This window comes from Leptospira bandrabouensis (assembly GCF_004770905.1).
GTDB lineage: Bacteria > Spirochaetota > Leptospiria > Leptospirales > Leptospiraceae > Leptospira_A > Leptospira_A bandrabouensis.
This window is the reverse complement of record NZ_RQHT01000012.1, coordinates 396466-411182: the sequence shown is the minus strand read 5'-3', so window position 1 is coordinate 411182 and position 14717 is coordinate 396466. Positions and strand designations below refer to the sequence as shown.

General features: G+C 39.4%; 10 protein-coding genes and 1 tRNA gene. 4 read left to right on the top strand and 7 right to left on the bottom strand.

Annotated elements, in window-relative coordinates; translation table 11 throughout:
* From EHR07_RS05610 to EHR07_RS05595, 4 genes are read right to left on the bottom strand one after another with little or no spacing between them, the layout of a single operon-like run.
* Entirely contained in the window at positions 1–1647 is a 1647-nt protein-coding gene (locus tag EHR07_RS05610; protein WP_135744166.1) for an acyl-CoA carboxylase subunit beta, read from the bottom strand.
* Positions 1648–1693: 46 nt separating this feature from the next.
* On the bottom strand, positions 1694–2035 hold the full coding sequence (locus EHR07_RS05605) for an STAS domain-containing protein (RefSeq protein WP_135744165.1): 342 nt from the start codon (positions 2033–2035) through the stop codon (positions 1694–1696).
* On the bottom strand, positions 2032–4779 hold the full coding sequence (locus tag EHR07_RS05600; protein ID WP_135744164.1) for a SpoIIE family protein phosphatase: 2748 nt from the start codon (positions 4777–4779) through the stop codon (positions 2032–2034). The genes EHR07_RS05605 and EHR07_RS05600 overlap by 4 nt, the downstream gene beginning before the upstream one ends.
* A 4-nt stretch (positions 4780–4783) precedes the next feature.
* On the bottom strand, positions 4784–5095 hold the full coding sequence (locus EHR07_RS05595; RefSeq protein ID WP_004788640.1) for a hypothetical protein: 312 nt from the start codon (positions 5093–5095) through the stop codon (positions 4784–4786).
* Positions 5096–5170: 75 nt separating this feature from the next.
* Between EHR07_RS05595 and EHR07_RS05590 the strand changes: the two genes are divergently transcribed.
* The 3 genes from EHR07_RS05590 (at position 5171) to EHR07_RS05580 (ending at position 9185) form a co-directional block, all read left to right on the top strand.
* A tRNA-Ala gene (locus EHR07_RS05590) sits at positions 5171–5243 on the top strand.
* Between the two features lie 114 nt (positions 5244–5357).
* On the top strand, positions 5358–5897 hold the full coding sequence (def, locus tag EHR07_RS05585; protein WP_135744163.1) for a peptide deformylase: 540 nt from the start codon (positions 5358–5360) through the stop codon (positions 5895–5897).
* A 24-nt stretch (positions 5898–5921) separates the two neighbouring features.
* Positions 5922–9185, top strand: a complete 3264-nt coding sequence (locus EHR07_RS05580) for an efflux RND transporter permease subunit (protein ID WP_135744162.1) — start codon at positions 5922–5924, stop codon at positions 9183–9185.
* A gap of 167 nt (positions 9186–9352) precedes the next feature.
* Here the strand turns inward: EHR07_RS05580 and EHR07_RS05575 are convergent, their stop codons facing one another.
* Both EHR07_RS05575 and tyrS read right to left on the bottom strand, forming a co-directional pair.
* Positions 9353–10543 carry a polysaccharide deacetylase family protein gene (locus EHR07_RS05575; RefSeq protein WP_135744161.1) on the bottom strand — a complete coding sequence of 397 codons (1191 nt, stop codon included), beginning with the start codon at positions 10541–10543 and terminating at the stop codon, positions 9353–9355.
* A gap of 73 nt (positions 10544–10616) precedes the next feature.
* Positions 10617–11843 carry a tyrosine--tRNA ligase gene (tyrS, locus tag EHR07_RS05570; protein ID WP_135744160.1) on the bottom strand — a complete coding sequence of 409 codons (1227 nt, stop codon included), beginning with the start codon at positions 11841–11843 and terminating at the stop codon, positions 10617–10619.
* A gap of 98 nt (positions 11844–11941) precedes the next feature.
* Between tyrS and EHR07_RS05565 the strand changes: the two genes are divergently transcribed.
* Complete coding sequence (locus EHR07_RS05565; RefSeq protein ID WP_135744159.1) at positions 11942–13549, top strand: glycerol-3-phosphate dehydrogenase/oxidase; 1608 nt, start codon at positions 11942–11944, stop codon at positions 13547–13549.
* 45 nt (positions 13550–13594) lie between these two features.
* Here the strand turns inward: EHR07_RS05565 and EHR07_RS05560 are convergent, their stop codons facing one another.
* The gene (locus EHR07_RS05560) at positions 13595–14695 is read right to left on the bottom strand and encodes an NADase-type glycan-binding domain-containing protein (RefSeq protein WP_135744158.1); all 1101 of its coding nucleotides are present in this window, start codon (positions 14693–14695) and stop codon (positions 13595–13597) included.
* Positions 14696–14717 lie beyond the last annotated feature (22 nt).

The following is a 14717-nucleotide window of genomic DNA, read 5'->3' as shown; positions in this document are numbered from 1 at the left end:
TTATTCAAACTCCCTTTGAGGACCGGACATTTCCGCCGGTTTGTATTTTGACATTAGGAAATTCAAGTTTTTCGATAATACGTTTCTTGTATAACCTGGTAGGATGATGGAGGAAACGGAACCAAGAGAAAGTGCCTCTTTTGGATTCATGAGTTCTTTTTCGTATCGTTGTCCAATTTCAAAAAGTTTAGAATCTCGAATGGTGATCGCTTCTTTTTCACTCATTCCCTTTTTCACATTGGCCAAAAATTCCTTTTGAATACTCGTGATTTCATCTTTGTAAACATACTCTTTTCCAGCTGGACCCATAACTGCAATCCTTGCTGTAGGAAGCGCAAACACCATGGATGCTCCCGTAAAATAGGAGTTAAACGTTGCATAAGCACCACCAAACGCGTTACGAATGATGAGAGTGAGTCTTGGAGTGCGAAGGTCAATGATCGAATCTAGAAGTTTTCTTCCTTCGAGAACGATCCCATTGTGTTCTTGGTCACGTCCTGGTAAAAATCCTGTTGTATCTTCTACAAATACCATAGGGATATTGTATAAGTTACAGAAACGAACAAAACGAGTTCCTTTGCGAGAGGCCCCGATATCTATCTGACCTGAGGATACAGCAGAGTTATTGGCAAGAAAACCCACAACATGACCACCAATTCGACCAAAGGCAGTTACGATGTTTCTTGCTCTTTGTGGTTGTAATTCAAAGAACTCACCATGGTCACAGATTTGTTGTAAATAAAGTGTGATGTCAAAAGGAGTGTTCATTCCGGTAGGTGAATTGAATGTTTTTCTAAAAAGAATATCTTCTTCGTAAATAAATCGGTCAACCGGATCTGATGTTGGATAAAACGGCGCAAAACTATGGTTATTGTCTGGCAAATAAGATAAAAGACGAATCGCGGTTCGCAGTGATCCTAACTCATCACCTGTCACAAGGTCAACCACACCCGATTGGCCATGTACTTTTGGTCCCCCTAAATCCTCCGCAGAAATATCTTCCCCAAGGACTGACTTCACAACACCAGGTCCTGTGAGTCCGAAGAAAGTATTATCACATTGGATCATAAAGGATCCTTGGCGTGGAAGGTAAGCTCCCCCACCTGCGTTAAAACCAAACATTAACATGACGGAAGGAACGACACCACTGATTTTGCGAAGTGCTGTAAATGCTTCTGAATATCCGTCAAGTCCACCCACTCCTGCAGGAACATAAGCCCCTGCCGAATCATTCATCCCGATGAGTGGAATCCCATGAGTTCCAGCCATTTGGATGAGGCGAGCAAGTTTACTTCCGTTTGTGGCATCCATGGATCCAGCACGTAGAGTAAAGTCGTGTCCGTAGACCGCCACATCACGACCTTTGATATTTAAAATTCCTGTAACAATAGAGGCTCCATCTAAATTAGGACCCCAGTTTTGATAAGTGATATTAGGTTCTTCGTCAGTTAGGACTTTGATTCTTTCCCAAACCGTCATCCGGTTTTTGGAGTGTTGGACGCGGATTCTATCTTCGCCACCTCCAAGGAAGGGTTTCTCAATGAGTTCCTTTCCTAGTTTGAGTGCATCATCATAAATTCCGGTTTGTGTTTCCGGAGCCTTGGATTCTTTGAACGGGTTGTTTAGGGAATACTGCTTGGTTTCCATAAGTTTTTTCCAATGTTTTGTTTAGGATCACTTAGAAAAGTGATTTTTACTTCAGAGCAGAGCTCAAATCAGGATAAATTGTAAATAGCTGCTGCATTCCAATGATATCGAATACTTTTTCGACCGCGGGTTGCAATCCACAGATAGAAATGCTTATTTTTTGTTCTTGGCAAAGACGGAGTGTTGTGACGAGCAACCGAAGTCCGGCAGAAGAGATAAAAGGCACATCACTTAAATTGAAAACAACTGGTTTTCTTGCGGCACTCACAAGGGCCATTAAGTCCTTTTCAATTTTATGTGTATTGTGGACATCCAAATTGCCTTGGACATGTACAACCACTTTGTCCCCAACCGCTTCTGAATGGATTCCAATTTTTTCTTCGTTCATACAATAGTTTTCTCCAAATAGGTTATGTTTTGTTTCCCGTTGAAGTCGTAGGACACCTTGTCCATCAGAGTCTCCATAAGATAAACGCCAAATCCCCCCTTCCTTTCGCCTTTTAAATTGGCTTCCACGGAAGGTTTAGGAACTTTTTTTCTGTCAAAGGGTTTGCCTTCGTCAATCAGTACAACTTTGAGATTGTCTCCAAGGAGTTCCAACCTACATTCAAAACTAGGGTGGATTAGTTCTGTATCCTTATAACTGTGCATGACTATATTGGTCGCTGCTTCATCCAAAGATATCAGAATATCATCGAATGCAAAGGGTTTTGTGATTTTCCCTTCCAAATGTTCAGAAATAAAATCGCGTAACTGGGGAATTGAATCCGGATGAGCGGGAAATACTTTTGAAATTTCAAAACTCGTTACTTCCGCAAATTTTAGGATCATTACCGTAAAATCATCATATTGGTCTTCAGACCGAGAAAACTTACGGATATCATCGTATACCGCTTCCACTATGTTTTGGGAAGAATCTTTCCGTCTCGCAATAATAAACTCGATAAAACGGTCCAATCCATATTCTTCTTCATCGGGGTTTTTCTCTTCGATGGCACCATCCGTATAAAAAACCAAAATGTCACCGGGTTCAATTTGGATTTCTCCCCCTTGGTAATTGGTTTGTGGCACCACACCTAGCGGGGCCCCCTTACCCTTTAAAAGTTCAAAACTTCCATCCCTACGAATCCAAATTTGGTCGTTATGACCTGCCGAGGCAAATTTTAAAGTCCGCGTTCGCCTTTGGTAATTCACAAGAAACAAGGTAACAAACATCCCGGATTGGGAATCTTCATAAATCAATTGGTTGGCCCGAAACAAAAGTTCGGATGGGGAAATATCTGTAGTCCGAGACAAAGTTCGAATGATAGAACTTGACATGGCCATAAAAATGGCAGCGGGCAAACTTTTTCCAGACACATCAGCAACGAGAAAAGAAAACTGATCCTCCCCAAAGGAGTGAAAATCGTAAAAATCACCTGACACTTCTTTGGCGGCAACCGACATCACACCCAAATCAAATAAGGGAGACTGCAATAAAGAATTGGGTAAAATATTATTTTGGATTTTTCTTGTAATCTCGATTTCTTTTTCGATCGATTTCTTTGTAATGATTTCTTGGTTTAATCGAAGGTTTTCATAGGCCTTTGCCAGCGGTGAAGAAAGTGTTTTTAACATCCTAAGGTCTGTTTCATTAAAAGAATGAGCATTTTGTTTTCCACTGACATAAAGAGCGGCACGTAAATTCCCTCCTCGAGGGGCAATCGGCAAAATCAAAAAATTTTTCTTTAAAGTATAAAACTCTAATTCTAAAAAAGATTCCTCTAACTGTGAAGAAACAACGGCCATTCGCGGATGACCTGACTCCATAAGGCTTAAAAAAAGTCGGCTCTCTTGCATTGGAAAAAATGATTCCCTAACAATACCGAGTTGTCTTGCATACACCTGGATTCTGTTTTTGTTTTTTTCCTCTATGATGACCATTCCTGCATCTTCGCATGACAACTCTTTGGTGAGAATACTTAAAGTTTTGGACATCAAACCCAATTCGTCATGGGATTCGAGTACTGCTTGTCCCAAATCAAAAATAGATTCCAAAGTGCTAAGTTTTTGTTTGAGTTCTAAGTTTGTTTCATTTAGATTTTCGAGTAATCTTGTTTTTTGGATGGCCACAGCACAAGCACTGGAAAAGGACAAAAAGGTATCTATGTCATCTTGGCTAAAATTATTTCGGTCAATGGTATTGATGGCTTCGATGACGCCAATTACCTCATCTCCCACAATGAGGGGACTTGCTAAAATATTTCTAGTAATAAAATTAGAAGCTTTATCTACATCACGAAAGACACGGTTGTCGTTTTGTGCATCATTAATGATCATTGGCTGTTTTGTCACAGCCACAGTTCCTGCAATTCCTTGTCCCACAGGGACCTTAATTTTGGCGACTTCTTCTCTTTTTTCCCCAGTGACCGTATGAAAATTTAGGAACTCTTTTTTTTCATCTAATAAAAGTAAGGAACTTGCTTCGGTTCGAAACACTGATTTTGCAGATTCCATCACCGTTACAAGAACATGTTCTAATTCCACACTCGTGTTGATGAGAACAGCAACCCGAATGATTTCTTCTAAAAAGTACTGCAGTCGATTATTATTGTTATGGATATTGGCATTATCGATAAGAAGGAGAATAGAAGTAGTAAGCGAATTAAAAAATTGTGGTTCTCTTTCCGAAAGGACAGTGTCTTTAAATAAGGCATTGAGATTGGCACTAAAATAGTTGATTAAGTCTAAATCTTGTTCGGAAAAATTTTGGAAATGTTTGATTCCCTCAAGAACCAAAACTCCGAGCGCCAAATCTCCTATCTCATCTCCCACATAACAGGCAATATACGATTCGGCAACAGGTCCGTCCGAATCTTTGATATGAGATCCTTTTTTAATTAAAATACTTTTTCTGGTTTTAAAAACATGTTTTGCAATTGAACCAGCACTCGATTTATCACCTACCAAACCCAAACGGCTTAAGTTTCCCCTTTCATTTCGGAAGTAAAAAGCCGCAGATTTTGCCGAAACTAAGCGTTTTGCTTGACCAAGGATAAAATGGTACAAGTCATCCAGTTCGGACGATGAGGAAAGGTAAAATCCGCCTTCGTTATGTTTTCGAATGATCGGCGGAAGAGAGCTTGGTTTCAATGGTTTAATCTTTGTTAAATTTGAGTGATTCTTCTCTTAGTTTACGATTAGCATCTTCCAAAGACTTGATTTTGTCGAAGGCTGACATCAGCTCGTCTCGACTAAGATTGGATACCATGGAACTGGCTTGCACAGTTTCTTTCGCTTCCCGGAGTTCCATACGTGAATAATCAATGATCTGTTCGTACATACGGATGATTTCATCAGCATTGGCTAATTCTTGTTCATTGAGTCTAAGAACTTTTTCATAGCCTTTGATGATATCCGATTGGATTTTCAATTTTTTAGTCAGTTCTTCTACCGTATCTTGTCCCATAACATCTCTGGTTCCTTAGCCATTTTGGGATTCTGTTGACAGACAAACGCGTTCACTCACCTTGGATTAGCACAAGGGGACGTAGCTCAGTTGGGAGAGCGTTTGAATGGCATTCAAAAGGTCGGGGGTTCGATTCCCCTCGTCTCCAAAATCCCTCCCGGAATTTCACAGTTCAAAGCCTCCCCTGTCAAATTCTTTTTCATTTAGATTGGAGATCACTTGATCAATCAGTGACCTTTTTCAATCTATTCCATATTAGATTATGGCTGTTAGAAAAATCCTCAAGATTGGTAATCCCTTACTCCGTCAAACAAGCGAAGACGTAACTGAAACCGAAATCCAAACCAAGGAATTCAAAAAACTGATCCGCGATATGTTTGAAACCATGCGTCATGCAGATGGTGTTGGTTTAGCCGCACCGCAAATTGGTGTTTTAAAAAAACTAGTAGTTGTTGGACAGGATGATGATAACGGAAGATACCCAGGAACTCCAGAAGTTCCAAACCAAATCATTTTAAATCCAGAAATTACTCCACTTTCTCCTCCAGGGGAAGGTTTTTGGGAAGGTTGTCTTTCAGTTCCGGGAATGCGCGGATTTGTAGAACGACCCAGTAAAATCAAAATGAAATGGCGGGATGAAAATTTCCAGGAACATGAAGAAATCATTGAAGGTTACAGGGCCATCGTATTACAACACGAGTGCGACCACCTATTCGGTGTTCTTTATGTAGATCGCCTCAAAAGTACAAAGTTATTTGGTTATAACGAAGACATTGATACTGCAGGTAAATTGTTAGATTAAAAAGTTTTCTCCTTAAGGAGTTTTATGGGCTCATCCATCGTTCAGTATTTTCTTTCGAAGAGTTTATTTGTAAACCTTCTTACCTTTCTCATCATTCTTGTCGGTGGATTTACGGCTGCCACGATGAACCGCGAAGCATTTCCCAATATCAACTTTGATATTGTTAGTGTCACAACAATCTATCCTGGTGCCGCACCAGCCGATGTTGAAAAATTAGTCACAAAACCTTTGGAAGATGCGATTAAAGAAGTAGATGGAATCAAAGAATTCCGATCGGCTTCATTAGAAAACAGATCTGGAATCATTGTCACTATTGATCCGAATACAAAGAATACTCAAAAAGTAGTCGATGATTTAAAGTCAGCCATTGACCGGATCCAGGATTTGCCAGAAGATGTGGATGATCCCATAGTTACAGAAATCACAACGGCAAGACAACCCGTCATTGAAATTCATTTGTCTTCTACCACAAAAGACGGTAAACCTCTGTTAAACGCAAAAGAACTCAGAGACCAGGCAAAAATTTTAGAGGAAAAACTAAAGGATCTGCCATCCGTTGCAAGGATTACCAAACGAGGTTGGAGAGAACGGGAAATGAAAGTGGACTTAGATCCAGACAAACTAAGAGCACTTTCCCTATCGTCCACACAAGTCATCAATGCACTTCGTTTACGAAACATTAATTTTCCTGGTGGGAATATTAACGAAAAAACAAGAGAAATCATAGTACGCACTGTGGGTGAATTTGATACCGCAGAAGAAATTGAGAATGTTTTTGTTCGTTCGAATGATGCTGGGAGATCCGTGCGAATTCGGGATGTAGCTCGTGTGACAGAAGGATTTGAAGACTCTGAATATTTAGATAAGTCCAATGGTGACATTGCCATTGCACTAACTGTTATCAAAAGAGAAAAAGCCGATGCCATCACTGTGGTAGACGATTCCAAAAAAGTGGTAGAAGAGTTCATAAAGTCTACTGGTGGCACCGTCAAACATGCCTTTGTAAACGATTTATCTAAATACATACGTAGAAGACTTGGGGTTTTAACTTCCAATGCCGTATCTGGACTATTCCTTGTAACGGCTTCTCTATTTGTCTTTCTCGGCTGGAGAATGGCTCTGATGACAGCTCTAGGAATCCCGATCTCCATCGCTATGACCTTTGTTGCCATGAACTATATGGGATTAACTTTAAATTTAATCTCCATGATGGGGCTTATCATTGTCGTGGGGATTTTGGTAGATGATGCCATCATCATTTGTGAAAACGTTTACCGCCATTTAGAAATGGGAGAAGAACCATTTGAAGCAGCCATGCGTGGAACAAGCGAAGTGCTTGCCCCCGTAACAGCGACTGTCACAACAACCATTGCTGCCTTTGGACCCATGTTATTTATGACAGGGATTTTCGGAAAATTCATCCATTCTATCCCACTTGTGGTTATCTTATCATTATGTAGTTCCCTTTTTGAAGCCTTCTTTATGTTGCCTTCCCACTTGTATGATGTGAGTAAAGCAAGTGATATGAAAGGAGAAGTCAAAGAAGAGTCTCATTGGTTTATAAAGTTTAAAGAAAAAACTTATTTACCACTGCTTAGTTTTGCTCTCAAAAACCGTTGGAAGATGGTGGGTCTTCTTATGGGTCTATTTGTATTTTCACTCGCCATCCAAGTAAAATTTGGAAAATTCAAACTTTTCCCTGGTGCGATTGAAACCTTTCAAGTCCGAGTGACTGCAGAAACAGGGCTCAAACTAGAAGAAACGGACAGGTTCATTCGAGCCATTGAAAATGCCGTGGGAAAACTTCCTGAAGGGGAAGTAGAAAATTATATTTCCAGAGTGGGGATCATTCAAAAAGATCCCAATGATCCTTTTACCAAACGTGGAAAAAATTATGCACAAGTTATGGTGTATTTAACCCCCGATGACAATAGAGAGAGGTCAACAGAAAAAATCATAGAAGTGGTGCGACAAAACACCAAATTCATGTTAAACGAAAAGGCACTTCAACTTTTAGAAGAAAAATTAGCCAAAGAAAATCTTGGAAAAAATGAGGAAAACCCGCTCCCTACGTCCGAAATTCCCAAAGAATATATTCCGTTAAAAGGAAAACTCGTAAATTTAGAGTTTGAAAAACTGGCAGGTGGACCTCCTGTAGGAAAACCTGTGGCCATTGAAATCAAAGGTGATGATTTTGCCACCTTACTTAAAATTGGTGCCGAATACAAAGCCGCCCTTGCCAAAATCAATGGAGTCACCGATATTGGAGATGATTTTAACGAAGGAAAAGATGAAATCAGAGTTTCTGTAGATGAAACACTTGCTTCTTTTGCTGGAGTCAGTGTCCAATCGGTTTCTCTTGCTATTAATACAGCTTTACAAGGAACGGTTTCCACAAAAATCAAACGTGCTGATGAGGAAGTGGATGTGCGGGTTCGTTTTCCAGAAGAATACCGTTCCTCTCTAACCCACCTAAACAAAGTTTATGTCAATAACCTAACAGGAAACTTAATTCCAGTATCTAGGCTCACAAGCTATGATAGAAACCCAGGACGAGCCTCCATCAACCATCTTGACGGCAAACGATTGTTAACCGTAACTTCTAATATCGACGAAACAATTTCGACATCGAGACAAGTCAATATGGAAGCAAAAAAACTTACAGAAGGAATTATCGCAAAATACCCTGGGTATTCGGTTCGTTTTTCTGGAGAAAACAAAGATACAGAAGAATCAATGGCTTCCTTGGGCCGGGCCTTCCTTGTGGGACTTCTTATCATTTATATGATCCTTGCCTCCCTTTTCCGTTCGCTTGCCCAACCACTGATTGTGATGAGTGCCATTCCTTTTGCGGTCATTGGGGTGATTTTTGCTTTTTTAATCCACGGACAACCTTTCTCTTTCCTTGCCTTCCTTGGAATCATCGGACTTGCGGGGGTGGTCGTCAATGACTCCATTGTTCTTGTGGATTGTGCCAACCAGTTACGAATCGAAGATCCAAGTAAATCCACTTTTGAGTTATTAGTGGAAGCCGGAAGCATTCGTCTAAGAGCCGTTATGCTTACGACAGTCACAACTGTTCTTGGCCTTCTTCCTACAGCTTATGGAATTGGTGGAAAAGATCCATTCCTTGTTCCTATGGCTTTAGCATTTGGATGGGGGCTTGCCTTTGCTACCTTTATCACACTCATTATGGTGCCGGTATTTTACCTCAACCTTTATATGTTTAAGGATTGGGTAGTAACAAAATTCCAATCAAGACAATCCAGAAAGAAAGGATACGTATAAGATAAATTCGATTCTCTGATTTACTGCAACATGGATGAGAACCGTAGCGCAGTAGATCAAAATCAAAAAATCTAGTTTATGAATGTACCTTTTGAAAACTAAAAAAAAAGAGACGTACGAACCTGCATTTAGAGAGAAAGATAGAAGACTTTAGTAGGATTTAAAATTTAATCCTTTTTATCATTTAAAACTTCAGATAAAGTCACAAACTTATATCCTTTTTCCTTCATTCGTTCAATGAAGGTAGGAAGGATATAAATCAATTTATCAAATTTTCTTGGCCCACCTAAATGCATAAGGATGATGGCACCGTTCATTCCGTTCGGATCTGCTTTTTCCCAGTTGTCTAAAAAGGTTAAAGTTTCCTCGCCCGTTTTGTAATGGGGATTTCGAACCACTTCCTTTTTACCTTTGGATGTTTTTTTATAAAGGAATTGTTTGCTGATATAATCAGGTAAATCAAGAGATCCTTTTGAGTTATTGGACCACATAATATGATCGGTATAACCAAGACTTGCGTGGGCATCCAAAATCAATTGGCTAAGGGCTCCGTAAGGAAGTCGGTAATACTTTTTTAACTCTTGTTTGGTGAGGGAATGGAAGGTATCTTCCACACGTTTTAGCTCTTCTGCCATACGAGGTAGATCCAAAACCGATTTGGATAAATATTCTAGGACCAATCTCTTTTTTAATGAGGTTTCCGTCACAGACCTTTGGTAATTGAAATGGGACCAAGTGTGATTTCCGAATTCCACAGAGCCTGTTTTTGCCATTTTTTTTATATAATCTAAATTATTACGGATAAAAAAAGAACCATTAATATCAGAAGGTCTTTCGTTGGAAAGAAATAGAGTCACTTTGATTTTATGTTCTTTGATATAATTGTATAAAACGGGAAGTTCTTCTCCCGTTGCTAAATCAAAAGTAAGCGCAATTTCTTTTTGAGATTCATTTCCTCGAAGGATGTTTCGACCTTTAGAGTTTTGACTGACTTCTTTTAAAAACTGAATGTTCTCTTCCACTTGTTTGGCAAGTTCTGTATCGGGTTCGGTATCCCCCGCCAAAGCATATTCTTCCCGAAGTTGCTCTTGGTACATAAGAGAAAAAAGAGATTGTTCTAATTCTCTTAAGTTCCTTTCCTTTTCTTTAACTTCAGTTTCGAGTTTGGTAACACTAAGACTTAAATAAAGTAAATACCCACAAAGAACAAGGACAGTGATTCCGACAAATGTCAGAGCAGAGACAAGTGCTAGTTTCTTTAGTTTTTTTGCAAACAACCTGTCTTTCTCGATATCCTGTGAAAGTTCATGAACAATATCTTGAATTTCCTTTTCTTCGTTTGTCGGATCGAGAGACATGCGGGTATTTGGTTTTCCTTATTTTCTAATATCGGATTTTGACCTGTCGTTCTAAAACAGGCGACAATCCTCTTTAAGTCTTAATCTTTAAAAATTTTCCTTTCTTGCCCTGGCGGATGAGGTATTCCTTTCCCGGCTCCAAAGTGAGGCCTGGGTCAGTGATTTTTTCCTCATCCAAATACAAACCACCCGCTTGGATGAGCCGACGCCCCTCCGAAACACTGGGAATGAATTTTAATTGAGATAGAACATAAACCAGAAGTGGAGGTTTTTCGGAAAAGTAAGAAGGATCTAAAGTTTCTGTGGGAATCTCATCCGGTAGTGCTCGGTTTTTTGTATTGTGAATGGCAGTCCACTCTTCCACAGCTTTTCTATTTTCTTCTTCTGGATGGAGTTGGTCCATCACAAGAAGAGCAAGCTCCGTTTTGACTTCTTTGGGATGAAGAGATTTGGAACGAATGCCTTCCTTTCTTTTTTCCATCTCCGATACGGGAAGGTCGGTGAGTAATTCAAAATAATTCCACATCAGATCATCCGAAATCGACATGATTTTTCCGTACATATCAATTGGTTTTTCAGTCACACCAACATAGTTACCAAGTGACTTGGACATTTTTTTCACACCATCCAGTCCCACAAGTAGAGGTAAGGTAATGACAGATTGAGGTTTTTGTCCGTATTCTCTCTGTAAGTCGCGACCAACTAACATATTAAACTTTTGATCCGTTCCACCCAGTTCCACATCCGCTTTCATGGCAACCGAATCATACCCTTGTACGAGTGGGTATAAAAATTCAATCATGGAAATAGGAGTTCCTGCCTTGTGGCGTTTGGTAAAATCGTCTCTTTCCAACATTCGAGAAACAGTATATTTAGATGTTAAAACCAAAACATCTTCGAACTTCATTTCCGAACACCAATGCGAGTTATAAAGGATTTTGGTTTTTTTGGGATCTAAAATCTTAAAAACTTGGTTTTGGTAGGTTTTGGAATTTTCCAAAACCTCTTCTTTGGAAAGACGTTTTCTTGTTTCCGATTTTCCCGTTGGGTCACCAATCATAGCGGTAAAATCACCGAGCATAAAACAAACTTCATGACCTAGGTCTTGGAAGTGTTTTAATTTTCTGAGTAAAACAAAATGGCCTAAATGTAAATCGGGAGCTGTCGGATCAAAACCTGCTTTGATGGTAAGTGCCGGTTTGGATTTGATTTTTTCTAAAAGTTCTGGCTCACTGATGATCTCAACAGTTCCTCGGCGAATGGTATCTAATTCTTGGTTCAATTCTCTTTCAGTTTTCATAACAAATTTAAAAAATTTTCGATGGTCGAAATGGTGACTTTTGACAATACTAACCGTATAATCTCTATAGGCAACCACCAAAGTACGTAAAAAACCTTATGAACCATTTAGATGAAAGAAAACAAACCCTAAAACAATTAGAAACAACGAACTACGATGTCTTAGTTCTTGGCGGTGGAGCCACTGGGTCCGGTACCGCACTCGATGCAAGTTTACGCGGCTATAAGGTAGCACTCCTAGAAAAACAAGATTTTTCGGCAGGAACCAGTTCTCGTTCTACCAAACTCATCCACGGTGGCGTTCGCTACTTAGCACAGTTCCATTTCAAACTAATTTACGAGGCTCTTTCGGAAAGGAAACGCCTTCTTTTAAATGCACCTCATCTTGTAAAACCACTACAATTTGTTTTACCAACTTATGTTTGGTGGGAGAAACCATTTTATTCCATTGGACTTACCATGTATGACATTCTTGCTGGTAGGTCAGTCGTTCCTGGACATGAAAGAATTTCCAAAGCTACCGCATTGGATTATTTTGCTTCCTTAAAAAAGAAAAATCTCAAAGGAGGAATATCTTACTACGATGCTCAGTTCAATGACTCAAGACTTAATGTCACTACGGTAAGAGCTGCCAAAGAAAATGGGGCTGATGTATTATCGAGAGTAGAAGTAACCTCCTTCTTAAAAGATGCAAACGGAAAAATCATTGGTGTGACTGCCAAAGACCTAATCACAAAAAAGAAATTGAATATCAAAGCCAAAGTGGTTGCCAATACCACTGGGGTTTGGATTGATTCCCTTCGCAAATTAGATGATCCGAATGCAGAAAATGTCCTAGCACCAAGCCAAGGAATCCATCTTGTTTTCGACAAATCAAAGTTACCTTGTCGCACGGCCATGATCATTCCAAAAACCGCAGACGGGCGTGTGGTCTTTGTCATCCCTTGGGAAGGAAAAGTTCTACTAGGAACGACAGATACCCCTATTCAAAAAATTGAGGAAGAACCTCTTCCTCTTGCTTCAGAAGTAGAATTTTTATTAAAAACCGGTAATGATTATTTGGATACTCAGTTAACCAAAGATGATATTGAATCGGTATTCTCTGGTCTACGTCCCCTAATCTCCACAGGAGATAAAAAGGATACAAAATCCATCTCGCGCGAAGAAGCCATTCTTGTTTCTGATTCAGGTCTTGTTACCATGTCAGGTGGGAAATGGTCTACCTTTCGAAAAATGGCGGAAGACCTTACAGACAAACTGATTTCAGTCGGGAATCTTCCAGCTAAAATGAATTGTGTCACTGCAAGTTTTGCCTTCCCTGGTGCCGAAGGTTATTCCAAACACTTAGTGGCCAAAATCCAAACGATGTATGACCTTTCCTATGAAACAGCAGTTCGTTTGGTGGATGCGTACGGTGGCGAAGTTTCCTTTATCCTTGGAAAACAGCCCAAAGAAATCAAAAAAGGTACGGGTTACTTTGTCGAAGAAATCAAACATTTTGTAAAAAAGGAATTTGCTCTCTCTGTGACTGATGTTCTATCCAGAAGATGGAGACTTGTATTTTTGGACTTAAAATTGGCGGAGTCTTTAGCAGTTCCTGTGGCCAATGTCCTAACCAAAGAGCTAGGTTGGAAAGAAACAGAGAAAAAATCTTCTTTAAATGAACTACTGGGTCATATTAAAGATTTAAAGAAAACAATCGCTTAACGAAAATATTGCGAGCAAAGTAGATTGGATGTTAATTCATCCCATCTACTTTGGTTTCGGTAGCTCATAATGATAAAAAGTTCTTCCTGATTCCTTTTCTTTTAAAACAAGAAGGTAGTGTGTTTTGGGATTAAACACTTCTGAAAACCGAGTTCCCAGTTTGGTTTTGAAATTTTCATAATCTTCATCCCCCACTTCCGCACGTTTAAAAATCCAAGAAATATTTCTTTCGATACCACCACCATCGTAATAACTTAAATTTAACTCTAGTCCTTCCTCTGAAGACTGGAGGATGGTATAAGTTCCCACAATGGATGGTAAAAAACCTAAAGGATCTCCTTCTCCATACATTTCTGAAAAACTAAAGGTTTGGTCGGCCTTAAAAAAAACAGGAAGGATGGTTCCTTGGTCATAAAATAAAATGGTTCCTTTTTCATTTGCCAAAACTAGTTGCCGAAAGCCGGCAAAATGTCTTTCTGCTTTTCCAAATTGTTCAATGGTTCTTTTGATTTTGTCAAAAGAGACCCAAGGATAAGAAACAAAACTATCTTTCTTTATTTCTCCCAATTGCAGTTCGGAAATACAAACACGTCCCGTTGAACCCAAACCATAGGTTTCTAAAATCTCCAAACGAATCACATTCCCTTGAAACGTGGAATCCAAATCCAAAACTTGAAAACCCGATTTCCCAAATTTGGGTCTGTTTAGTTCCAAATCCATTGTTGATTTGATTTTTAATTTGGATTTTAAGTCTTCCGTTTCCATATCGAATGTTGTGATTCTAAGCTTTTTAATAATATCATTTGATTTTAAATCAACTGCAGACTTATGAAATCCATTTAATATCTGTAAAGCGGAGAACTGCGAATAAGATTGTAAATATAAAGTAAACCCGGAGCCAACTTCTTTTGTATTGGCGCAAAATGCCGTGGTAGTTTTGGTATCCAATGCAAATTCGGGACTGAATTTCCAAGGTTCTTCAGGGCTCACTTGCCCTACACTTTGGGTTCGAGAGTAATCAAACTGTTTTTCTGATCCTTTACATTGGCAAAGGAAAACTAATATAAAGAGGAATGGAGATAAGATTCGAATGGAATTTCTTCTGAAAAGGTTTAAAGAAAAATAAGTGGAGTGGTTCAGACTCATGGACTTTCAAACCATGAATCTG

Coding starts and splice junctions, on each gene's coding strand:
- EHR07_RS05605 (WP_135744165.1), bottom strand. CDS start 2,035: ATGAACGAAGAAAAAATTGGAATCCATTCAGAAGCGGTTGGGGACAAA.
- tyrS (WP_135744160.1), bottom strand. CDS start 11,843: ATGAAAACTGAAAGAGAATTGAACCAAGAATTAGATACCATTCGCCGA.
- EHR07_RS05610 (WP_135744166.1), bottom strand. CDS start 1,647: ATGGAAACCAAGCAGTATTCCCTAAACAACCCGTTCAAAGAATCCAAG.
- EHR07_RS05595 (WP_004788640.1), bottom strand. CDS start 5,095: ATGGGACAAGATACGGTAGAAGAACTGACTAAAAAATTGAAAATCCAA.
- def (WP_135744163.1), top strand. CDS start 5,358: ATGGCTGTTAGAAAAATCCTCAAGATTGGTAATCCCTTACTCCGTCAA.
- EHR07_RS05565 (WP_135744159.1), top strand. CDS start 11,942: ATGAACCATTTAGATGAAAGAAAACAAACCCTAAAACAATTAGAAACA.
- EHR07_RS05560 (WP_135744158.1), bottom strand. CDS start 14,695: ATGAGTCTGAACCACTCCACTTATTTTTCTTTAAACCTTTTCAGAAGA.
- EHR07_RS05580 (WP_135744162.1), top strand. CDS start 5,922: ATGGGCTCATCCATCGTTCAGTATTTTCTTTCGAAGAGTTTATTTGTA.
- EHR07_RS05575 (WP_135744161.1), bottom strand. CDS start 10,543: ATGTCTCTCGATCCGACAAACGAAGAAAAGGAAATTCAAGATATTGTT.